Source organism: Porphyrobacter sp. CACIAM 03H1 (assembly GCF_002215495.1).
In the GTDB taxonomy this organism is placed as follows: Bacteria; Pseudomonadota; Alphaproteobacteria; order Sphingomonadales; family Sphingomonadaceae; genus Erythrobacter.
The window spans coordinates 1,721,000-1,742,354 of the sequence record NZ_CP021378.1; the positions used below are offsets into that span (position 1 = coordinate 1,721,000).

Annotated in this window: 25 protein-coding genes and 1 tRNA gene; 23 read left to right on the top strand and 3 right to left on the bottom strand. The window is 67.6% G+C overall.

Features of this window, described 5'->3' with window-relative positions; all coding sequences use genetic code 11:
* The first annotated feature begins 15 nt into the window (after nucleotides 1-15).
* Nucleotides 16-768 (top strand): phosphatidylserine decarboxylase, encoded by a 753-nt coding sequence (locus CBR61_RS08180; protein WP_088913911.1) that lies wholly within the window; start codon nucleotides 16-18, stop codon nucleotides 766-768.
* A complete protein-coding gene (gene pssA / locus CBR61_RS08185; RefSeq protein WP_420705695.1) occupies nucleotides 765-1,694 on the top strand; it encodes a CDP-diacylglycerol--serine O-phosphatidyltransferase in 930 nt (309 codons plus the stop codon). Before CBR61_RS08180 ends, pssA begins: the two co-directional genes overlap by 4 nt.
* Here pssA and CBR61_RS08190 read toward each other — a convergent pair.
* Nucleotides 1,618-1,896 (bottom strand): hypothetical protein, encoded by a 279-nt coding sequence (locus tag CBR61_RS08190; RefSeq protein ID WP_088913912.1) that lies wholly within the window; start codon nucleotides 1,894-1,896, stop codon nucleotides 1,618-1,620. The genes pssA and CBR61_RS08190 overlap by 77 nt on opposite strands.
* A gap of 300 nt (nucleotides 1,897-2,196) precedes the next feature.
* Here CBR61_RS08190 and rpsB point away from each other — a divergent pair, with 300 nt between their 5' ends.
* From rpsB to rpmE, 12 genes are all read left to right on the top strand, one after another.
* On the top strand, nucleotides 2,197-2,979 hold the full coding sequence (rpsB, locus tag CBR61_RS08195; RefSeq protein ID WP_088913913.1) for a 30S ribosomal protein S2: 783 nt from the start codon (nucleotides 2,197-2,199) through the stop codon (nucleotides 2,977-2,979).
* 123 nt (nucleotides 2,980-3,102) lie between these two features.
* A complete protein-coding gene (gene tsf, locus CBR61_RS08200; protein ID WP_088913914.1) occupies nucleotides 3,103-4,029 on the top strand; it encodes a translation elongation factor Ts in 927 nt (308 codons plus the stop codon).
* Between the two features lie 145 nt (nucleotides 4,030-4,174).
* A complete protein-coding gene (pyrH, locus tag CBR61_RS08205; RefSeq protein ID WP_088913915.1) occupies nucleotides 4,175-4,894 on the top strand; it encodes a UMP kinase in 720 nt (239 codons plus the stop codon).
* 20 nt (nucleotides 4,895-4,914) lie between these two features.
* Nucleotides 4,915-5,472, top strand: coding sequence for a ribosome recycling factor (gene frr / locus CBR61_RS08210; protein ID WP_088913916.1), 558 nt, complete (start codon nucleotides 4,915-4,917; stop codon nucleotides 5,470-5,472).
* A gap of 139 nt (nucleotides 5,473-5,611) precedes the next feature.
* Entirely contained in the window at nucleotides 5,612-6,253 is a 642-nt protein-coding gene (gene uppS / locus CBR61_RS08215; RefSeq protein ID WP_233996951.1) for a polyprenyl diphosphate synthase, read from the top strand.
* Entirely contained in the window at nucleotides 6,240-7,004 is a 765-nt protein-coding gene (locus CBR61_RS08220; RefSeq protein ID WP_088913918.1) for a phosphatidate cytidylyltransferase, read from the top strand. The genes uppS and CBR61_RS08220 overlap by 14 nt, the downstream gene beginning before the upstream one ends.
* Nucleotides 7,005-7,011: 7 nt before the next feature.
* Entirely contained in the window at nucleotides 7,012-8,178 is a 1,167-nt protein-coding gene (dxr, locus tag CBR61_RS08225; RefSeq protein ID WP_088913919.1) for a 1-deoxy-D-xylulose-5-phosphate reductoisomerase, read from the top strand.
* A gap of 16 nt (nucleotides 8,179-8,194) precedes the next feature.
* On the top strand, nucleotides 8,195-9,292 hold the full coding sequence (rseP, locus tag CBR61_RS08230) for an RIP metalloprotease RseP (protein ID WP_088913920.1): 1,098 nt from the start codon (nucleotides 8,195-8,197) through the stop codon (nucleotides 9,290-9,292).
* A gap of 184 nt (nucleotides 9,293-9,476) precedes the next feature.
* The gene (gene bamA, locus CBR61_RS08235) at nucleotides 9,477-12,200 is read left to right on the top strand and encodes an outer membrane protein assembly factor BamA (RefSeq protein WP_088913921.1); all 2,724 of its coding nucleotides are present in this window, start codon (nucleotides 9,477-9,479) and stop codon (nucleotides 12,198-12,200) included.
* On the top strand, nucleotides 12,200-12,889 hold the full coding sequence (locus CBR61_RS08240; RefSeq protein ID WP_088913922.1) for an OmpH family outer membrane protein: 690 nt from the start codon (nucleotides 12,200-12,202) through the stop codon (nucleotides 12,887-12,889). The genes bamA and CBR61_RS08240 overlap by 1 nt, the downstream gene beginning before the upstream one ends.
* A 20-nt stretch (nucleotides 12,890-12,909) precedes the next feature.
* Nucleotides 12,910-13,386 (top strand): 3-hydroxyacyl-ACP dehydratase FabZ, encoded by a 477-nt coding sequence (gene fabZ / locus CBR61_RS08245; protein ID WP_088913923.1) that lies wholly within the window; start codon nucleotides 12,910-12,912, stop codon nucleotides 13,384-13,386.
* Between the two features lie 114 nt (nucleotides 13,387-13,500).
* On the top strand, nucleotides 13,501-13,725 hold the full coding sequence (gene rpmE, locus CBR61_RS08250) for a 50S ribosomal protein L31 (protein WP_088913924.1): 225 nt from the start codon (nucleotides 13,501-13,503) through the stop codon (nucleotides 13,723-13,725).
* 71 nt (nucleotides 13,726-13,796) lie between these two features.
* On the opposite strand, the gene CBR61_RS08255 is transcribed toward rpmE, so the two are convergent.
* Both CBR61_RS08255 and CBR61_RS08260 read right to left on the bottom strand, forming a co-directional pair.
* A complete protein-coding gene (locus CBR61_RS08255) occupies nucleotides 13,797-14,114 on the bottom strand; it encodes a TraR/DksA family transcriptional regulator (protein ID WP_088913925.1) in 318 nt (105 codons plus the stop codon).
* The gene (locus CBR61_RS08260; RefSeq protein ID WP_088913926.1) at nucleotides 14,114-14,749 is read right to left on the bottom strand and encodes a prolyl hydroxylase family protein; all 636 of its coding nucleotides are present in this window, start codon (nucleotides 14,747-14,749) and stop codon (nucleotides 14,114-14,116) included. The genes CBR61_RS08255 and CBR61_RS08260 overlap by 1 nt, the downstream gene beginning before the upstream one ends.
* Nucleotides 14,750-14,981: 232 nt before the next feature.
* On the opposite strand from CBR61_RS08260, the gene CBR61_RS08265 reads away from it, so the two are divergent.
* From CBR61_RS08265 to CBR61_RS08300, 9 genes are all read left to right on the top strand, one after another.
* Nucleotides 14,982-15,058 (top strand) — tRNA-His (locus tag CBR61_RS08265).
* Nucleotides 15,059-15,117: 59 nt separating this feature from the next.
* Nucleotides 15,118-16,185: a Glu/Leu/Phe/Val family dehydrogenase gene (locus CBR61_RS08270; protein WP_088913927.1), complete on the top strand. Its 1,068-nt coding sequence runs from the start codon at nucleotides 15,118-15,120 to the stop codon at nucleotides 16,183-16,185.
* Between the two features lie 95 nt (nucleotides 16,186-16,280).
* The gene (ccmC, locus tag CBR61_RS08275) at nucleotides 16,281-17,045 is read left to right on the top strand and encodes a heme ABC transporter permease CcmC (RefSeq protein WP_088913928.1); all 765 of its coding nucleotides are present in this window, start codon (nucleotides 16,281-16,283) and stop codon (nucleotides 17,043-17,045) included.
* Nucleotides 17,045-17,185: a hypothetical protein gene (locus CBR61_RS17000; RefSeq protein WP_172835936.1), complete on the top strand. Its 141-nt coding sequence runs from the start codon at nucleotides 17,045-17,047 to the stop codon at nucleotides 17,183-17,185. The genes ccmC and CBR61_RS17000 overlap by 1 nt, the downstream gene beginning before the upstream one ends.
* A gap of 13 nt (nucleotides 17,186-17,198) precedes the next feature.
* Nucleotides 17,199-17,660: a cytochrome c maturation protein CcmE gene (gene ccmE, locus CBR61_RS08280; RefSeq protein ID WP_088913929.1), complete on the top strand. Its 462-nt coding sequence runs from the start codon at nucleotides 17,199-17,201 to the stop codon at nucleotides 17,658-17,660.
* Nucleotides 17,661-17,702: 42 nt separating this feature from the next.
* The gene (locus tag CBR61_RS08285) at nucleotides 17,703-19,688 is read left to right on the top strand and encodes a heme lyase CcmF/NrfE family subunit (RefSeq protein WP_088913930.1); all 1,986 of its coding nucleotides are present in this window, start codon (nucleotides 17,703-17,705) and stop codon (nucleotides 19,686-19,688) included.
* Between the two features lie 7 nt (nucleotides 19,689-19,695).
* Nucleotides 19,696-20,223 (top strand): DsbE family thiol:disulfide interchange protein, encoded by a 528-nt coding sequence (locus tag CBR61_RS08290; RefSeq protein ID WP_088913931.1) that lies wholly within the window; start codon nucleotides 19,696-19,698, stop codon nucleotides 20,221-20,223.
* Nucleotides 20,220-20,648, top strand: coding sequence for a cytochrome c-type biogenesis protein (locus CBR61_RS08295; protein ID WP_088913932.1), 429 nt, complete (start codon nucleotides 20,220-20,222; stop codon nucleotides 20,646-20,648). Before CBR61_RS08290 ends, CBR61_RS08295 begins: the two co-directional genes overlap by 4 nt.
* Nucleotides 20,645-21,292: a tetratricopeptide repeat protein gene (locus tag CBR61_RS08300; RefSeq protein WP_088913933.1), complete on the top strand. Its 648-nt coding sequence runs from the start codon at nucleotides 20,645-20,647 to the stop codon at nucleotides 21,290-21,292. Before CBR61_RS08295 ends, CBR61_RS08300 begins: the two co-directional genes overlap by 4 nt.
* Nucleotides 21,293-21,355 lie beyond the last annotated feature (63 nt).

Here is a 21,355-nt window from a genome sequence, read left to right on the forward strand (position 1 = left end):
TAGAAGTCATAGCCGATGGCAGGCGAAATCGTCGATAACAAGGGCCGCGGCGAGGCGGGCTGGGATTGGCCCGCAATCCACCCGGAAGGGCGCAGGTTCGGCCTGATCGCGCTGGCGGCGAGCCTGTTCGTGCTGCTCGTGCTCGGCTGGGAACTGCTCGGCTGGCCGATGCTGGTGCTTTCGGCCGGCGTCTTCGCCTTCTTCCGCGATCCCGAACGCGTGGTGCCGCAGAGCGACACCGCGATTCTCTCCCCTGCCGATGGCCGGGTGACGCTGATCACCGAGGTCGAGCCGCCGCTGGAACTCCAGATCGAGGACGGGTCGGGCTTTCCCGGCCTGCCGGCGGGGCCGGTGACGCGGGTGTCGATCTTCATGAGCGTGGCCGATGTCCACATCAACCGCACGCCCGTGGGCGGGACGGTGCGGCGGGTGGTCTATATCCCGGGCCGCTTCATCAATGCCGAGCTCGACAAGGCGAGCGAGGAGAACGAGCGCCAGCATATCCTCGTCGAGCGGACCGACGGGTTGCGCATCGGCTTCACCCAGATCGCCGGGCTGGTGGCGCGGCGGATCGTGCCCTTCGTCAAGCCCGGCGACATCCTTGCCAAGGGCCAGCGCGTCGGGTTGATCCGCTTCGGCAGCCGGGTCGATGTCTATTTGCCTGCCGGCACCGACCCCCGGGTGATGATCGGCCAGACGGTGATCGCGGGCGAGACGGTGATCGCCGAGATCGGCGAACGCTGCCTTATCGAGGGTATCGCGCAATGAGCCGCCCGCCGCGCAAATCCGCAGTGCGCGGGCGCGGGATGCGCCGGCTTCCGGGTGCGCGCTTCCTGCCGGCGCGACTCGGCCCCAAGGCGGCCGAGGACGAGGATCAGGACGAACTGCGCGCGGGTGATCTGCGCGGCGGCGGGCTGACGCTCCGGGCGATGCTGCCCAACGCGGTGACGGCGGCGGCGCTGTGCTCGGGCCTCACCGGCATCCGCTTCGCGATCGACGCGCAGTGGACCTTCGCGATCGGGCTGGTGGTGCTGGCGGGCGTGCTCGACGGGATCGACGGGCGCATCGCGCGCCTGCTCAACGCGCAGTCGCGCTTCGGTGCCGAGCTCGACAGCCTTGCGGATTCGCTGTCTTTCGGGGTCGCCCCGGCGCTGATCCTGTTCCTGTGGTCGCTGCAGGACTGGGAGCGGTTCGGCTGGTTCGCGGCGCTCGCCTTCGCGATCTGCTGCGCGCTGCGGCTCGCGCGCTTCAATGCCCGCATCGATGTCGACGACCAGCCGCACAAATCGGCCGGCTTTCTCACCGGGGTGCCCGCGCCGGTCGGGGCGGGGCTGGCCTTCACGCCGTTCTACCTGTGGCACGAGACCGGGATCGGTTTCTTCCGCGATCCGGTGCTGATGGTCGTGTGGCTGACGCTGATCGCGATCCTGATGATCTCCAACCTGCCGACGCTGAGCTGGGCCTCGCTGCGCCCGCGCCGTTCGGTCCGCCTGCCGCTGATCGCCTTCATCGGCCTGGCCTTCGCCGCGCTGCTGCTCGAGCCGTGGTGGACGCTGGCGGCAATCAGCACGGTCTATCTCGCGCTAATGCCTTGGGGCCTGGTCAAATATGCCCGGATCAAGCGGCGACGCAGGCTCGATGCGCTCGCGGCCGCGGCTGTGCCGCCGCAGGCGCCGGACGCCGCGCGGCCATAGCCCGCCCGACCGCCGGGCGCGGAGCGGGCCGCAGGCTCATCTCGACCGCCGCCGCCTTCAGGGCGAAACCGGCCCGCAGCACCTCGCCCTCGCGCAGCAGCCGCAGGTAGGCCGCGCGCGCCTTCACCAGGCTGTCGGCAATGACCGCGGCGGCGACAAGCGCGGCGAAGGTGAACAGAGCGGTGATGGCAAGCGCGAGCATGGCAGGTCTCCGATTCGTCGGGCGGTTGACTGTTCGTTCTTTGTTCCTCAGCCTTGTTCCCTACATGTTCCGGGCTGTCAAGCGCGATTTTCTCCGCCCTTGATGCGGAATCTCGCAAGGGCCGGCAATCGGGGCTGGATTTCACGGCGCAAGGCGGCTAAGGGCCCGCTCGCCCCGGCTCGGGCACGAGGTCCGGCCGGTCGGCAAATTCGCATGGAAGGCGCACATACCGGTGCCGCGGCGGGATCTCCGCCAGCGCGGTTCCAGCCTTCCAGAGGAACAACCGGAAAGGAAATGACTATGGCGGCTCCCGTCGTCACCATGCAGCAATTGATCGAGGCCGGTGCCCACTTCGGCCACCAGACCCACCGCTGGAACCCGCGCATGAAGCCGTACATCTTCGGCGCGCGCAACGGGGTTCACATCATCGACCTGTCGCAGACCGTGCCGCTCTTCGCGCGCGCTCTGGACTTCGTGGAAGCCACCGTGCGTTCGGGCGGCAAGGTGCTGTTCGTCGGCACCAAGCGTCAGGCGCAGGAGCCGATCGCGGAAGCCGCGCGCATGTCGGGCCAGCACTTCGTCAACCACCGCTGGCTGGGCGGCATGCTCACCAACTGGAAGACGATCTCGGGTTCGATCCGTCGTCTGAAGTCGCTGGAAGAAATGCTCTCGGGCGACACCTCGGGCTTCACCAAGAAGGAAGTCCTGCAGCTCACCCGCGAGCGCGAGAAGCTTGAAATGTCGCTCGGCGGCATCCGCGACATGGGCGGCATCCCGGACGTGATGTTCGTGATCGACGCCAACAAGGAAGATCTGGCGATCAAGGAAGCCAACGTTCTCGGCATCCCGGTGATCGCGATCCTCGACACCAACGTCGATCCCAACGGCATCGCCTTCCCGGTCCCGGGCAACGACGATGCGAGCCGCGCGGTGCGCCTCTACTGTCAGGCGGTCGGTGAAGCCGCGCTCGCCGGCAAGGGCAAGTTCCAGGCCGACGTGTCGAGCGATTTCGGCGCGATGGCCGAGCCCCCGGCCGAAGACGTGGTCGCCGAAGAGCCGGCCGCGGAAGACGCCGAAGCCTGATCTTCCGGCACGGTCGGTTGCTCCGTCAATCGCCCGTCACAATCCCCCTCTAGCGCGCCCGGCATTGCCTCCCTTGCGGACGGCAGGGCCGGGCGCCCGAACACACACGAAAAGGAAACACCCATGGCCGATATTTCCGTCGCCGACGTGAAGAAGCTGCGCGAGCGCACCGGCGCTGGCATGATGGACGCCAAGAAGGCGCTGACCGAAGCCAATGGCGACATCGAGGCCGCGGTCGACGCGCTGCGCGCCAAGGGCCTCGCCACCGCCCAGAAGAAGTCGAGCCGCACGGCGGCTGAAGGCCTCGTCGGCGTGCTCGTCCAGGGCACCAAGGGCGTTGCCGTCGAGATCAACTCGGAAACCGACTTCGTCGCCAAGAACGACCAGTTCCAGAGCTTCGTGCGCAACGCCACTGCCGTCGCGCTCGAAACCGGCACCAGCGATGTCGAAGCCCTCAAGGCCGCGGCCTATCCGGGCGGTGGCACCGTGGGCGACAAGCTGACCGAGAACGTCGCCACCATCGGCGAGAACCAGCAGATCCGCCGCATCAAGCAGGTCGCGGTGACGCAGGGCGCGGTCGTGCCCTACATCCACAACGCGGCTGCCGACGGCCTCGGCAAGATCGGCGTGCTCGTCGCGCTGGAATCGGATGCCGACGCCGACACGCTCAACGCTCTGGGCAAGGACATCGCCCAGCACGCCGCGGCGATGTTCCCGCAGGCGCTGGACGCTGACGGCCTCGACGCCGACGTGATCGAGCGCGAGCGCAAGATCGCCGCCGAAAAGGCTGCCGAAAGCGGCAAGCCCGCCGACGTGCAGGCCAAGATGGTCGAGGGCGCGGTGAAGAAGTTCGCCAAGGAAAACGCGCTCCTCAGCCAGATCTTCGTCAAGGACGGCAAGGCGACGGTCGAGGAATACATCGCCAAGGCCGCCAAGGACGCCGGCAAGTCGATCAAGCTCGTCGACTACGTCCGCTTCCAGCTCGGCGAAGGCATCGAGAAGGAAGAAGTCGATTTCGCCGCGGAAGTGGCGGCGACCCTCAAGGGCTGATCCGGCTTCGAACACTCAGGGCGGCCGCCGCAGCGACATGCTGCGGCGGCCGTTTCCGTGCCGGGCAGCGCGCTTACCCTTTGCGATTTGGCGCTGGTCCCGTTAAGTGCCCCCCACCCGATTTCAGCAGGAGCCCCGAGGCCTCATGTCTCTCCCCACGATCAAGCGCGTTCTCCTGAAGCTTTCGGGCGAGGTCTTGATGGGCAACCAGCAGTTCGGGATCGATCCCGAATTCGTCGCCGAGCTCGCCAAGGAGGTGAAGGCGGCCAAGGAAACCGGGCTCGAGATCTGCCTCGTGATCGGCGGCGGCAACATCTTCCGCGGCATGGCGGGGGCGGCCAAGGGGATGGACCGCGCGCAGGCCGATTACATGGGGATGCTGGCGACCGTGATGAACGCGCTCGCTATGCAGAACGCCCTCGAACAGATCGGCGTTCAGACCCGCGTGCAATCGGCGATCGAGATGGACAAGGTGTGCGAGCCGGTGATCCGCCGCCGCGCCGAGCGCCATCTCGAAAAGGGCCGCGTGGTGATCTTCGCCGCCGGTGTCGGCGCGCCCTATTTCACCACCGACAGCGGCGCGGCCCTGCGCGCGGCGGAAATGCGCTGCGACGCGCTTTTGAAGGGCACCAGCGTCGATGGGGTCTATGACAGCGACCCCAAGCACAATCCGCAAGCGGTGCGTTTCGAAACCGTGACTTACGACAAGGTGCTCGCGGACAATCTCAAGGTGATGGACGCCTCGGCCGTGGCGCTGTGCCGCGACAACAAGATCCCGATCGTGGTCTTCTCGATCCGCGAGAAGGGCAACCTTGCCCGCGTGCTGGCGGGCGAGGGCGTCCAGACCATCGTTCAAGACAACTGACATCAGAGAGGAACCCAGCCATGCCGCAATTTGACAAGGCCGATGTCGAGCGCCGGATGAAGGGCGCGGTGGAATCGCTGAAGAGCGATCTGCAGGGCCTGCGCACCGGCCGCGCCAACACCACCCTGCTCGATCCGGTGCAGGTCGAGGTCTATGGCTCGATGATGCCGCTCCAGCAGGTGGCGACGGTCTCGGCGCCCGAGCCGCGGATGCTGAGCGTGCAAGTGTGGGACAAGTCGAACCTCCACGCGGTGGAGAAGGCGATTGCCTATGCCAATCTCGGCCTCAACCCGATCATCGACGGCCAGACCCTGCGCCTGCCGATCCCCGATCTGACGCAGGAGCGCCGCAAGGAACTGGCCAAGCTCGCGGGTCAGTACGCCGAAAAGGCCAAGATCGCGATCCGCAACGTGCGCCGCGATGCGATGGAAAGCCTCAAGACCGACGAGAAGAAGAAGGAAATCTCCGAGGACGAGCGCAAACGCGCCGAGGACCAGGTCCAGAAGCTGACCGACCAGTACGTCAAGGAAACCGACGCGGCGGCGGCCAAGAAGGAACAGGAAATCCTGACGCAGTGACCGGCCCGGGTGCTTCCTTTTCCGTTCGTGTCGAGCGTAGTCGAGACACAGGTGCTAGGCCTCTCGACTTCGCTCGAGGCGAACGGCGGTGGTGGATAGCGTCTTGAAAGCAGATCGCGCCAGACATGTCGCCATCATCATGGATGGCAATGGCCGCTGGGCCAAGAAGCGGGGCCTGCCGCGCGCGGTGGGCCACCAGCGCGGCGTGGAGGCGGTGCGGCGGCTGGTGCGTGCGCTGGAGCCGACCGGGCTCGAATGCCTCACGCTCTATGCCTTCTCCTCGGAAAACTGGAAGCGGCCCGACGAGGAGGTCGACGACCTGATGAACCTGATGCGCCGGTTCATCAAATCGGACCTGCCCGAATTCGTCGCCAACAACGTCAAGCTCAAGATCATCGGCGACTGGCAGAGCCTCGCGCCCGATATCGTCGCGATGCTGGAGGATGCGCTGGCGCAGACGGCGAACGGCAGGCAGACGCTTGCGGTCGCGCTCAACTATGGCGGGCAGCACGAGATCGCGCGTGCGGCTGCCAAGGCGGCCGGCGAGGGCGAGGTCAGCATCGAGACCATCGCCGCGCATCTCGACACCGCCGATCTGCCGCCGCTCGACCTGCTGATCCGCACCAGCGGCGAGATCCGCCTGTCGAACTTCCTGCTGTGGCAGGCGGCCTATGCCGAGATGCTCTTCGTGGACACGCTGTGGCCCGATTTCGCGCCCGAGCACCTCGCCCGCGCGCTCGACGACTTTGCCCGGAGGGAGCGGCGCTATGGCGGACGGTGATGCGCGGGTGCGCGACCCCAAGGCGGGGGTGAGCGACCTGCCGGTGCGGCTCGCGAGCGCCATCGTCATGCTGGTGCTGGCGGGCGGGGCGCTGTGGCTGGGCGGCTGGTTCTGGACCGTCTTCGTCGCGCTGCTCGCGCTGGGCGTGTTGTGGGAATGGAACCGTCTGGTCGGGCGCTTCGGCCAGTCGGCGGTGGCCGAGACCGTGTGGTTCTTCGCCGGGGTGGTCTATGTCGGCGGGGCGGCGCTGGCGATGATGGCGGTGCGCAACGGCCGCCAGATCCTGCCTGATCCCGAACTGTCGGGCTATGCGCCTCTGGGCGTGCTGGCGGGCTTCATCCTTCCCATCATCGCGGTCGATGTCGGCGCCTATTTCGCGGGCCGTGCCATCGGCGGACCCAAGATCGCGCCGCGCATCAGCCCGGCCAAGACATGGGCGGGGCTGGGCGGCGGGGCCGTGCTGGCCGCGCTAGTGGGCGTGGTCGTCGAACTGCTGGATATCGGCCCTGCCGCGCTCGTGCCGGGCTATACCGCCCTCGATCTCGCGATGGCGGGCCTTGCCGGCATGCTGATCGCGGTGATCGCGCAGGCCGGGGATTTCTTCGAAAGCTGGATGAAACGGCGCGCGGGGCTCAAGGATTCGGGCAGCCTCATTCCGGGACACGGCGGATTGTTCGACCGGCTCGACGGCTTCATCGCGGTGTTCTTCGTGCTGTTTGTGATTGCCACGCTGCCCGCTTTGCTGGGATGATGCAGCGATGACGCGGACGCTCACCCTGCTTGGCGCGACCGGCTCGATTGGGGCATCGACGCTCGATCTGGTGCGGCGCAATCGTGACGAATGGCAGGTGGAGGCCCTGACCGCGCAGTGCAGCGCGGCGGAACTGGCCGCGCTTGCCATCGAATTCGGCGCCAAGCTCGCGGTGGTCGGCGACGAGACCTGCCTGCCCGAACTGCGCGAGGCGCTCGGTTCCAGCGGTATCGAGGCGGCAGGCGGGCGCGCGGCGCTGGTCGAGGCGGCGGCGCGGCCCGTCGACATGACCGTGGCGGCGATCGTCGGCTGCGCGGGCCTTGCTCCCGTCATGGCGGCGGTGGAGCGGGGCGGCACCATCGCGCTCGCCAACAAGGAGGCGCTGGTCTCGGCGGGCGAGGTGCTGATGGAGGCGGTCACCCGCCACGGCGCGACGCTGCTGCCGACCGATTCCGAACACAACGCGATCTTCCAGTGCCTCGCCGGCAGCCGGATCGAGGACGTGGCGAAGATCACCCTCACCGCCAGCGGCGGCCCCTTGCGCACCTGGACCTTCGAGCAGCTCCACGCCGCCACACCGGCGCAGGCGGTCAAGCACCCCAACTGGTCGATGGGCGCCAAGATCAGCGTCGATTCCGCGACGATGATGAACAAGGGGCTCGAATATATCGAGGCCTATCACCTCTTCCCGGTGGGGCTTGACCGGCTCGGGATCGTCGTCCACCCGCAGAGCGTGATCCATTCGATGGTCGAATTCCGCGACCGTTCGACCCTGGCGCAGCTTGGCCCGTCCGACATGCGCGTACCGATCGCCTCTTGCCTTGCCTGGCCGCAGCGGATGGAAACGCCGCTTCCGCCGCTCGATCTCGCCGCCATCGGCGAACTGACCTTCTTCCCGCCCGACGAGGACCGCTTCCCCGCCACCCGCCTTGCCCGGGAGGCGATTGCGGCAGGGGGCAGCGCGCCCGCGATCCTGAACGCCGCCAACGAGGTCGCGGTCGCCGCCTTCCTCGCCGGTCAGATCAGGTTCACCCGCATTGCGGCACTGGTCGAGGAAACCCTCGCGCGCAGCAATGACGCGCCGCGCCCGGCGAGCCTCGAGGAAGTGCTCGCCGTCGACCATTCCGCAAGGATGCAGGCACAGGCCCTGCTGGAGACCAACGCCCTTGTTTGAGAGCCCGCCTTTCTGGATGTACGTGATCGGCTTCCTGCTGCTGCTGGGGCCGCTCGTCACCCTCCACGAACTCGGCCACCTGCTCGTCGGGCGGCTGTTCGGGGTTCGCGCCGAGGCCTTCTCGGTCGGGTTCGGCAAGGAGCTGGCGGGCTTCACCGACCGGCAGGGCACCCGCTGGAAGCTCTCGGCGCTGCCGCTGGGCGGCTATGTCCAGTTCAAGGGCGACATGAATCCCGCTTCGGTGCCCGATCCGGACGCGCCGGTCGAGGAGGGCAGCTTCCAGAGCGCCGCGCTGTGGAAGCGCGCGCTGATCGTGGCCGCGGGGCCGGTCACCAACATCCTCGTCGCGCTGGCGATCTTCTTCGCCTTCAACATCGCTTTCGGGAAGCCCCTGCCGGTCGAGCCCGACGAGGTCGGCACGGTTGCTGCCTTCACCGAGGACTCGCGCGCAAAGGCGGCCGGTTTCCGGGTCGGGGACCGGATCGTGGCGATCGACGGCGTGGACATGACCAGCTGGCGCGAGATCCAGCAGACGATCATGCTCCAGCCCAATCACCGTTTCGTCATCACCGTGCTGCGCGACGGCGCGCGCCGTGACCTGCCGGTGACGACCGCATCGCAGCAGCTCACCGACAATTTCGGCAACAGCCAGACCGTCGGCCTGATCGGGATCCGCACGCTCGAAACCGAGGAACGCTTCGCGCCCCTTTCGGTCGGCGAGGCGGCGACGATGGCGGTGCAGCAGTGCCTCGACACCGGGCGGATGATGATCACCGGCATCGCCCAGATCATCCGCGGCGACCGGTCTTTCAGCGAGATGGGCGGGCCGCTCAAGATCGCGAAGTTCTCGGGCGAGCAGATGAGCCTGGGGCCTTTGAACTTCATCAGCCTCGCCGCGCTGATCTCGCTTAATTTGGCATTCATCAACTTCTTGCCAATCCCCGCGCTCGATGGCGGGCACCTGATGTTCTACCTGGCCGAGGCGATCCGCCGCAAGCCGGTGGGGCCGCGGGCGACCGAATGGGCCTATCGCACCGGGATCGCGCTGGTGCTGATGCTGATGGTGGTGGTGACGGTGAACGATATCGTCACGCTGCCGATCTTCGGCAGCTGATCCGGGCGGTGGATAGGCACGCCGGGGCGAGGCGGTCGCGGCTTGATTGCGCGGGGCACATCGGGCAGAGGCGTGGCTCGGGACACAAGGCGGCGCAAGGGCGGGCGCGGCAGGTAGCAGGCAGGATCGCATCACGGGCCGCAAGGCGCGCGGTGCACAGGGTTGAGAACGGGATTTTAGCTGCATGAACCGATTGAGCGAGACGGGCGCGGTGCCGGCCGATTGCAATCCTGCCCACCCGCGTCCCGCCGTGCGGCTGGCGAGCCTGCTGTGCTGCGGCTCGATCCTTGCAGGCGTGCCTTCGCTCGCGCTCGCGCAGCAGCAGGCCGAACCCGCGCCTGCGGCCCAGCCCGCCGCACCCGCAGCGCCCGCTCCGCGCGGCAACGTGATCCGCACCATCACTGTGGTCGGGGCCGAGCGGCTCGAGCCGACCACCATCCTCAGCTACATCCGCCTGCGGGTCGGCCAGGAATACACCGCCGCCGCCGCGGACGAGGCGATCAAGGATCTCGGCGCGACCGAGCTCTTCGCCAATTCCTCGATCCGCAACGAGAACGGCAACGTCGTCATCAACGTCACCGAGAACCCGGTGATCAACCGCATCGTGCTGGAAGGCAACGAGCGGCTGAAGAACGACAAGATCGTGCCCGAGATCAAGCTCGCGCCGCGCCAGATCTTCACCCGTTCCAAGGTCCGCGCCGACGTTGCGCGCATCATCGAGCTCTACAAGCGCCAGGGCCGCTTCGCCGCCAAGGTCGAGCCCAAGCTGGTGCAGCTGCCGCAGAACCGCGTCGACATCGTCTTCGAGATTTCCGAGGGCCCGAAGTCCAAGGTCCGCCAGATCAACATCCTCGGCAACGAGAAGTTCTCCGACGGGCAGCTGCGCGGCGAGATGGTGACCAAGCAGGCGCGCCTCACCAGCTTCTTCAGCTCGAACACCAGCTACGATCCCGATCGTCTCGCCTTCGACCAGCAGAAGCTGCGCCAGTTCTACCTGACCGAGGGCTACGCCGATTTCCGCATCGTCTCGGCCGTCGCCGAACTCACCCCCGACCAGCGCGACTTCATCATCACCTACGTGGTCGAGGAAGGCGAGCAGTACAGCTTCGGCGAGGTCAAGGTCGACAGCCAGTTGCGTGACTTTGATAGCGAGGTGATGAGCACCCAGCTGCCGATGAAGAACGGCGATGTCTACAACGCCAAGACGGTCGAGGACACGGTCGAGCAGCTGACCGAGCTAGCCGGCCGCTACGGCTATGCCTTCGCCGACGTCCAGCCGCGCTTCAACCGCAACCCGGCCGACCGCAAGATGAACGTCACCTTCGTCCTGCGCGAGGCGCCGCGCGTCTATGTCGAGCGGGTCGACATCAACGGCAACACGCTGACGCAGGACAAGGTCGTGCGCCGCGAGTTCCGTCTGGCCGAGGGCGACGCTTTCAACTCGCTGGGCGTGCAGCGCACCACCGCGCGCATCAACTCGCTGGGCTATTTCCAGGAAAACTTCGAGGTCACCCAGACCGAGGGCAGCGCGCCCGACCGGATCATCCTCGAAGCCAATGTGGAAGAGCGTCCGACCGGCGAATTGCAGTTCTCGGCGGGCTTCTCGTCGATCGAGCAATTCATCCTTGCCGGCTCCATCCGCCAGCGCAACTTCCGCGGGCGCGGGCAGACCATCGGCCTTTCGGTCAACTACTCGCAGTTCTCGCGCTCGGCTCAGGTGAGCTTCTCCGATCCCTACATCTTCGATCGCAACATCTCCGGCGGGATCGACATCTACCGGCGCGATTTCAACAGCTTCAACTTCACCGGCAACAACCGCAACACGACCTTCCAGCAGGCCACCACCGGCTTCTCGATGCGCGCGGGTGTGCCGCTGACCGAATACATGTCGCTCGTCGGCAGCTACACGCTCAACTACGACGACGTGTCGCTCGACCAGAACCTGTTCTTCTCCGACATCAACGGCGACGGCACGCTGGAATGCGATCCGCTGCGCGCGGGCCGCTTCCTGTGCGACGCGATCGGTGAGCGGCTGAGCTCGATCGTCGGCCTCAGCCTCAACTACAACTCGCTGAACTCGCGCATCCGCCCGACGCGCGGCAGGACCGTCTCGCTCAGCGCCGAATTCGCCGGCCTCGGCGGCGACGTGCGCTACACCCGCTTCCGCGGCCGCGCGCAGCAGTTCTGGAACGTCGGCAATTCGGGCTTCATCTTCTCGATCCTCGCCGAGGGCGGGACGATCATCCCGCTCCAGGAACGCCCCGGCCCGGGCGTCGACGACGTGCTGCTGACCGACCGCTTCTTCCTCGGCGAGCCGCAGTTCCGCGGCTATGCGATCCGCGGCGTCGGCCCCCGCATCCTGACCCAGACTTCGCAGCTCGACAACTTCAACCGCCCGCTGCTCGACGAGAACGGGAACATCCTGTTCTTCACCGAGCGGCGCCAGGTGCGCGACGACGCGATCGGCGGACGCAACTACTATCTCGGCCGCGCCGAGCTGGAGATTCCGCTCGGCACGGGCGCGCGCGAACTGGGCCTCAGGCCCTCGATCTGGGCCGACGTCGGCGCGCTGTGGGGTGTCGAGACCCCGGTCCTCACCGTCAATCCTGGCGGCACGCCGATCCTCGATGATCAGGGCCGCCCGCTCTACCAGATCCCGGGCACCAACACGACCACGATCGATGCCACCCGGCCCGACGGATCGCCCAATATCCGCCTGATCCAGCCCAACACCAACATCCGCGAGCTCTTCCTCGGCAACACCCCCAGCCCGCGCATCACCGCCGGGATCGGGGTCAACTGGAACTCGCCCTTCGGTCCTTTCCGCATCGACTTCGCCCAATCCATCCGCCGGGTGGAAGGCGATGACGAGCGGCGCTTCACCTTCAACGTAGGAACCCAATTCTGATGACACGTCTTGCCAAACTGATCGCCCCTGCCGGCCTGATCCTCGCTGCCACCGCCGCGCTGCCCGCGCAGGCGCAGGTCGAAGGCCGGATGGCCACGGTCGACATCTCGCGCACCATCATCGGCACCACCGCCTTCCAGACCGCCTACGAGCAGGTCAACACCACCTACGCCCAGCAGAACGAGCTGCGCCGCACCAAGGCGCAGGAGCGCCAGACCCTGCTCGCCCAGTTCGACAAGAACGGCGACAAGCAGGTCGACGACACCGAGCAGCAGGCGATGCAGAAGTCGCCCGATTTCTCCAAGCTCCAGACCCTCGAGCAGGAAATCCAGGGCCTCAGCAACCAGATCGATTCCGCTCGCGTCTACGCGATCGAGCAGATCATCATGCAGTATCCGGCCGCGCTCCAGGACGTCACCACCAAGCAGCAGATCAAGTTCGTGATCGAGCCTTCCTCGCTGCTGTTCGCGCCGCCCGAAGCCGACATCACCCAGCAGGTGACCGCGGCGCTCAACACCAAGGTTCCGGCCGTCGGCGTGGTGCCGCCGTCGGGCTGGCAGCCGAGCCGCGAGGGCGTGCAGATCTTCCAGGACATCCAGCAGCGTCTCGCCATCGCCGCGCAGCTCGCCCAGCAGCAGCAGGCTGCGGGCGCCCAGCAGGGCAACCCGGCCGCGCCGGTCGGTCGCTGAACGCAGGCGGAGCAGGCAACATGAGCGAAGCGGGGAGCGCACCGGCAGAGGTGCTCGATTACGATATCGTCAAGATCCTCAAGGCCTTGCCGCATCGTTACCCGCTTCTGCTGGTCGACCGCGTGAAGGCGATCACCCTTGGTGAGCGCATCCACGCGGTCAAGGCCGTGAGCATGAACGAGCAGTTCTTCCAGGGCCATTTCCCGGGCGCGCCGATCATGCCCGGGGTGCTCCAGATCGAGGCGCTGGCGCAGGCCGCCGGGATCCTCGGGATCGAGACGATGGAACTGGCCGGAACGGGAAAGCTCGTCATCTTCATGGGGATCGAGAACGCCAAGTTCCGCGCCCCCGTGACACCGGGCTGCCTGCTCGACCTCCACGTCGAATTCACCCAGAAGCGCAGCCGCGTCTACAAGTTCAAGGGCGTGGCGAGCGTCGAGGGCAAGACCACCTGCGAGGTCGAATTCACCGCGATGATGACCGATCCGCCCGCCTGATCGGCGAGGGAGAACATCGAGGTTGCATTCCGGCGCATTGGCCACTAAGGCGCGCGCTTCCCATTCATAGCTGTGCCGGTCGGAACCGGCGCCACGCTGACAAGGAATTGCACCATGAAGGCCGAAGGTCACCCCGATTACCACATGATCACGGTCAAGATGACCGATGGCACCGAATTCCAGACCCGCTCGACCTGGGGCAAGGAAGGCGACGTGCTCGCGCTCGACATCGATCCGCTGAGTCACCCCGCCTGGACCGGCGGCAAGCAGCAGGTTTCCGAAGGTGGCCGCGTGGCCGCGTTCAACAAGCGCTTCGGCGGCCTCAGCCTCAAGAAGTAAGCTTCATCACAAGCTGCGCGGGCTTCGGCCCGCAACGAGGAGGGCGGCCCGACGGGGTCGCCTTTTTCGTTTCAGGCCGCGCACCTGATGCAGCGCGTGGCGACCGGCTGGGCCTCGAGCCGCTCGCGGGGGATGTCGGCGCCGCAGTTGGCGCAGGTCCCGTAGGTGCCTTGCGCGATCCGTCCGAGGGCCGCGCGCACCTGCACCGCCTCGGCCTTGAGGATCTCGTCGACTCCCTCCAGCGCCTCGTCATCGGCGAGGTCGATCGCCTGCTCTGCAAAATCCGCATCGAGCGGCTGGCGCAGGTCATCCTCGATGCCCTCGGCCCGCGCCGTCAATTCGGCGAGCCGCGCCTGCAGCCGTGCCGCGATGTCCGCATACTCTGCCATCAACCCCTCCATTCGCGCTCGCGATACCACTTGGTGATCACGTACTTGACGCCCTTCCTGACCTTCATGCCGTGGTGGAGCGTCGCATGATTCACCCCGCCATCGGCCAGCCGGTTGTTCCAGCACAGCAATTTGCCGGCCTCGGGCTGGAAGGTCTTGTCGAGCAGCTTGAACCGGGTAGCGCCGCCCGCAGCGACGTCATTGAGATAGATCATGAAGGTCCAGGTGCGGTTGCCCGAGAGTGCGCAGTAACGCTCGAAATCGCGGCCTCCCGGTGCGAAATAGTCGGTATGGGGCTTGAACTCCTGCCCCTCGGCATAGCGCTGGCCCTGCAAGGGCTCGCCATAAGCCGGGTCGATGCCTGACAGCGTGGTCAGCATCGTCTCGATGCGCTGGACGGCCGGCAGGCCGGCGGCGAGATCGCAGGTCTCGCTGGTGCGGAAATAGGCATCGCCATTGTCGTCGGCGATGGTCGAGGGCCGGCGGTCGGCGTCGATCAGCGCGATCAGCTCGGCGGCAAGATCGGGCGCGACGAATCGGCGCAGCTGGAACAGCTCGGCCTTGGGCGTGGGCACGCGCTGGATGGCGGGCTGCGCGGCCAGCCGCGCGGCGACGGATTCGCTGGTCGTGGTCATGGCACGGCAGGATAGGACGCGCCCCGTTCGTCGCAACGGTTTTGGGCCCGCGAAACATTCTTGCGCGAACGCCCCGTCAGCGCAGTTTTCGCTTCCCTTCAGCAGGGCTTTGTGCAAGAGGCGCGCCTCCCTTGTCGGCGCACTTGACGGTGTGCCTGCCTTGCGTCAACCGCAGCGCTTCGCGCAGGGCTTGGCAGCAACCGGAACGGTGGTATGCGGGCAGGGGCGTGTGGCGATCATAGCTCAGTTGGTTAGAGCGCCGGTTTGTGGTACCGGAGGTCACGGGTTCGAACCCCGTTGGTCGCCCCATCTTCCCCCTCTCGTCCCCTTTTCGTTGCCTCGGGTCCCGCGCCGGACAGGGGACTGACATGACCGCATTCTGGGCCGAGCCCGATTTCGACGCGCACGAGCAGGTGACACTGGTTCACGACCGGGCGAGCGGGCTCACGGCGATCATCGCGGTCCATTCGACCCATCTCGGCCCGGCAGCGGGCGGGACCCGCTTCTGGCACTACAACGACCCCGCCGGCGCTATGCGCGACGTGCTGCGCCTGTCGCGCGGGATGAGCTACAAGAACGCCATGGCCGGCCTGCCGATGGGCGGCGGCAAGGCTGTGATCCTTGCCGATGAGCAGCGCATCAAGACCCCCGAGATGCTCGCGGCCTTCGGTGACGCGGTCGAGGGTCTGGGCGGGCGCTACGTCACCGCCGAGGACGTCGGCATCTCCGAGGCCGACATGGTCGCGGTCTCGAAGCGCACCGCCCATGTCTCCGGCCTCCCGGTCACCGGCGCGGGCAGCGCGGGCGGCGATCCCGGCCCGTTCACGGCGCAGGGCATCTATCTCGGCATCAAGGCGGCAGTCCGGCACAAGCTCGGCAAGGACAGCCTCGGGGGCGTCCATGTCGCGGTGCAGGGCACCGGCTCGGTCGGTGGCGGTGTCGCGCGCCTGCTGGCGAAGGACGGGGCGAAGCTCACCCTCGCCGATATCGACGCGGCCCGCGCCGCCGCGCTGGCGGCGGAACTGGGCGGCGTTGCGGTCGCGAGCGATGCCATCATGGCAACCCCGTGCGACGTGTTCAGCCCCAATGCGCTGGGCGCGATCCTCGACGATGCCGGGATCGCCCGGCTCGACTGCGCGATCGTCGCGGGCGGGGCCAACAACCAGCTCGCCCGTCCGGAGCACGGCGCGGTGCTGGCCGCGCGCGGCATCCTCTACGCCCCCGACTACGTCATCAACGCGGGCGGCATCATCTCGGTCGCGACCGAATACCTCGCCCGCCGCGACGGGCGCGACGGCGATATCGCCGAGGTCGATGCGCTGATCGCGCAGATCCCCGGGCGGCTCGAATCGATCTGGGCCGAGAGCGATGCGAGCGGCGTGTCATCCGACGTCGTCGCCGACCGCATGGCGCAGGCCCTGATCGGACGCGGCTGAAGGGGCGGGCGGCGGGAACAATTCCGCGCCGGTGCCATTTGCGCTCTTGTCGGGATCGGGTGTAAGGCTACAAGCCCGCCCTGACTGCGAAACCGATGCACATCTACGCTAACCCCACCCGATTCCTTGCCCTTGCGAAGTGGCTGATGCCGCTCCTGTTCTGGAGCGGGCTGGTGCTGTCGCTGGGGGCAGTCGCCTGGGGCCTGTTCGTGGTCCCGCCCGACCGGCTGATGGGTGAGACGGTGCGCATCCTGTTCATTCACGTGCCCGCCGCCTGGCTCGGCATGGGCGGCTGGGCAGGAATCGCGATTTCCTCGGCGATGCTGCTGATCTGGAAGCACCCTCTGGCGGCGCTCTCGGCCCGCGCGATCGCGGTGCCGGGCATGGTCTTCTGCGCGATCTGCCTTGCGACGGGCTCGATCTGGGGCCGCCCGACCTGGGGCACCTGGTGGGAGTGGGACGGAAGGCTCACCTCGATGCTGGTACTGCTGTTCCTCTATGCCGGCTACATCGCGCTGACCGAGGCGGCCGAGAAGGAAGGCTCCTCCAGCAAGATCGCGGCGATCTTCGGCATGGTGGGCGCGGTCAACGTGCCGATCATCAACCGTTCGGTGGTGTGGTGGAACTCGCTCCACCAGCCGCCGAGCATCACCGCCGGCAAGAGCGCGATCGAGCCGACCTTTCTCGTGCCGCTGCTGGTCGCGGTGGTGGGCTTCTCCCTGCTGTTCGGCGCGATCGTGCTGATGCGGATGCGCACCCTGATCGCCGAGGCGCAGGTCGAGGCGCGCCTGCGCCGCCGCGCGCTCGACGATGATGCGCCCGCGGCCGCCGCCGCCGCGCCGGCGATGGAGCAGGCGTGATGCGCGAGGAGCTGAACCAGTGGGATTTCGTGTGGTTGGCCTATGGTGTGGGTGGCCTTGCGCTCGCCCTGCTGATTATCTGGGCGTGGCGTGCGATGGTGCGGGCCGAGGCGCGACGCGACGCGGCCAAGCGGCGCTGATGAGGGACGCAGCATGAAGGCCAAGCATCAACGTCTGGTTCTGGTGATCATCGCGCTTCTCGCCATCGTGGGCGCGGGGCTGCTGGCGGCGTGGTCGCTGCGCAACCAGGCGAACTATTTCTACCTCCCCGAACAGATGGCCTCCGATCCGCCCGAAGTCGGCCAGGCGGTGCGGCTCGGCGGGATGGTGCAGAAGGGCTCGATCAAGACCGAGGCCGACGGCGTGACGGTCAATTTCCTCGTCACCGGCAACACCGCCGATGCGGTTCCTGTGCGCTACAGCGGCATCCTGCCCGATTTGTTCGTCGAGGGTTCAGGCGTGGTCGCCGAAGGCAGCCTTGGCCCCGATGGCGTGTTCATGGCGACCAACCTGCTCGCCAAGCATGACGAGAACTACGTCCCCAAGGAGCTCGAGGGCATGGGCAGCCAGCAGGCCGCCAAGATGGCCGCCGAGACGACGGTGGGGCTGAAGTAGCGCAGTGACGCAAGGGATCGGAACCGGGGTGAGGGCCAGCACATGATCGCGGAAATCGGCCTTGCCGCGCTGTGGCTCGCCGCCGCGCTGGCCGTGCTGCAGATGGTCTCGGGCGCCTTCGCCCTGCGCAGCGCAGAAGGAGAAGCCAATTCGTTGGCGATCTATGCGCGTCCGGCGGCGGTGGTGCAGGCTTTTCTTGCGGTGCTCGCCTTCCTGCTGCTGCTGTATGCCTTCGCGATCACCGATCTGTCGATCAAGCTGGTCGCGTCCAACTCGCACTCGATGAAGCCGCTGCTCTACAAGCTGACGGGCACCTGGGGGAACCACGAGGGCTCGATGCTGCTGTGGGTCGGGGTGCTGGCGCTATCGGGCGGCCTGCTCGCCGCCTTCGAGAAGCGCCTGCCCGAACGCACGATGGGCGCGACGCTGGCGATCCAGGGCTTCGTGGCGCTGGGCTTCTACGCGTTCCTGCTGCTGTCCTCGAACCCCTTCGAGCGCCTGCCGGTCCCCGCTGCCGAGGGGACGGGGTTGAACCCGCTGTTGCAGGACATCGGCCTCGCGATCCACCCGCCCACGCTCTATGCGGGCTATGTCGGTCTGTCGGTGGCCTTTTCCCTTGCGATGGGCGCGCTGCTGACCCGCGAGGTCAACCCCGCCTTTGCCCGCGTGATGCGGCCCTGGGTGCTGGGCGCCTGGGTGCTGCTGACGCTGGGGATCACGGCGGGCTCCTACTGGGCCTATTACGAATTGGGCTGGGGCGGCTGGTGGTTCTGGGACCCGGTCGAGAACGCCTCGCTGATGCCCTGGCTCGCCGCGACCGCGCTGATGCATTCGGTGAGCGTCCTCGCCGCGCGCGATGCCTTGCGGACGTGGACGATCATGCTCGGCGTGCTCGCCTTCTCGATGTCGATGCTCGGCACCTTCCTGGTGCGCTCGGGCGTGCTGACCAGCGTTCACGCCTTTGCGGTCGATCCGGAGCGCGGGGCCTTCATCCTCGGGTTGCTCGGGCTCTACATCGGCGGGGCCTTCACCATCTTCGCCCTGCGGGCAGGGGCAGTCGCCGAGGGCAAGCGGTTCGCGGCGATGAGCCGCGAGGGCGCGCTGGTATTCAACAACGTGATGCTCTCGGCAATCCTCGCGATCGTGCTGCTGGGCACGCTCTACCCGCTGCTGACCGAGGCCTTCGACGTGCGCGTCTCGGTCGGTCCGCCCTATTTCAACCCGGCCTCGGCGATTTTCGCCATCCCGATGCTGCTGGTGATGGCGGTTGGCCCGCTGCTGCGCTGGAAAAGCGACAAGCCCGCCCGCCTCCAGTTCGAGCTTGCGCTGATCGCGGCGCTGGTGATCGGCACCATCGCGCTGGTCAGCTTCTTCGGGCAGTTCCCGCTGCTGCCGCTGCTCGGGCTCGGCCTCGCGGCGGCGCTGGCGGTGGCGGCGCTGCTGCCGCTGCGTGGTCGCAATGTCATGCGCATGCCGTTGTCGACCTGGGGCATGGTCATTGCGCATTTCGGTGTCGCTGTCTCGCTGTTCGGGATGGCCTGCGAGGGCGCCTTCTCGCAGGAGCGCCTCGCTGCGGTCGCCCCGGGCGGGACCGAGCAGGTCGGCGATTTCGCGGTCACGCTCGAGAGCGTCACCCCCTTCGCCGGCCCCAACTGGACCGCGATCGAGGCGCGGCTCGCGGTCAGCCGTGACGGCGGCGAAACGGTGATCCTCAACCCGCAGGCGCGCAGTTTCTGGTCGCCCCCGCAGGCGACCTCCGAGAGCGCGCTGCTGACCCGCTGGGACGGCCAGCTCTACGCCGTGATCGGCAACCAGGCCGAGGACGGACGCTGGCAGATCCGCGTGTGGTGGAAGCCCTTCGTGACCTTCATCTGGTATGGCGGACTGCTGATCGGGCTGGGCGGCATCCTCGCCATCGCCGGCCGCGTGCAGGTCGACGTGCGGCGCCGCAAGGCCACCGCCATGGGCGACCAGCGGCGCGCGGATATCGATGCTTTGGGGGCGGCCACGCCGCTGCCTGCGGAATAGGCACGCCATGCGCTCGCTCTATCTCTGGGTGCCGCTTGCCCTGTTCGCCTTCTTCGCGGGGCTCGCCGGCTACATGCTCACGCAGGAGAAGGACCAGTTCGTCGAGAGCACGATGATCGGCCAGCCCCTGCCCGCTTTCGCGCTCGAACCCGCCTTCGCAGGGCTTCCCGGCGCATCCACTGGGGATTTTACGGGGGGCAGGCCGCGGCTGCTCAATATCTGGGCAAGCTGGTGTCTGCCCTGCATCGCCGAGGCACCCCAGCTCGAGGCCCTGAAGGCGCAGGGTGCTGAAATTATAGGCATCGCCATCCGTGACCGCCCCGAGGATGTCGCCAATTTCCTCGGCCGCCACGGCAACCCCTACGCCCGCATCGGCAGCGATCCCATTTCCGAGGTGCAGCTGGCGATCGGCTCCTCGGGCGTGCCCGAGACGTTCGTGATCGATGCCAGGGGCGTGATCCGCTACCAGCACATCGGCGACATCCGCGAAAGCGATGTGCCCAAGCTGCTGGCCGAACTGGAGAAGGCGAAATGATCCGCGCCCTTGCCGCGCTGCTGCTCGCCCTGCTGGCGCTGCCCGGGCAGGCGCAGGACACCATGCCGCCCGCACCCTACGCCTACACCCAGCTCGAAGACCCCGCGCTCGAGGCCGAGGCGACCGCGCTGATGCACACGCTGCGCTGCCTCAAGTGCCAGTCGCAGAGCATCGCCGATTCCGACGCGCCGATGGCCGGCGACATGCGCCATCAGGTGCGGAGCCGCATCCTCGCCGGCGAAAGCCCCGCCCAGATCCGCCGCTGGCTGATCGCGCGCTACGGCGACTATGTCAGCTACGAGCCCGAGGTCAGCGCCACCACCTGGCCGCTTTTCGCGGTGCCCGTGCTGGTGATCCTCGTCGTGGCGGGCGTGCTGCTGCGGCGGCTCGGCCGGCGGCGCAGCGATCGCGGGGATGCAGCATGATCGACGGCTGGCTCGCGGTCGGATCGCTGACGCTTGCCGCCTTCGCGCTGGCGGTGCTGCTGCTCAAGCTCCCGCGCGAAGGGTTCACCCTTTTCGGCGCGGCGCTGGTGTTCGGGCTTGCGGGCTATGCCTGGCAGGGCTCGCCCGGCCAGCCCGCCGCGCCCAAGCCCCCCGCCGCGGAGGCGGGTGAGCAGGGCGCGGCGATGGTCGAGGGCCGCGCGGCGCTGTTCAGCCGCACACTCCCGCCGCCCAATTACCTCGTTACCTCCGATGCCTTCGCCCGCCGCGGCCAGTTCGCCGATGCCGCCGCGCTGCTCCAGAAGGGGCTGCGCGACAATCCCGACGACCTCGAGAGTTGGCTCGCGCTCGGCATGGCGCTGGTCGGCCATGCCGATGGCTTCGTGACCCCGGCCGCAGTGCAGGCCTTCGGCCGCGCACGAGCGATCGATCCGGGGCATCCGGGGGCGGAATACTTCCTCGGCTACGCCTATTACCAGAGCGGCGAGGTGGTTGCCGCGCGCAATGTCTGGAAGGGGCTGGTCGAACGCTCGCCCGCCGATGCGCCGTGGCGCGAGGGCCTCGCGGCGGAAGTCGCCCGGCTCGACGACATGATCGCCCGTGCGCCGACGTTGCAGGGACAGTGAGACGGGACGTGTCCGGCACGTGTCACGACGGAGCCGTTGTTGCAGGTGCGAACTGACGGTGCT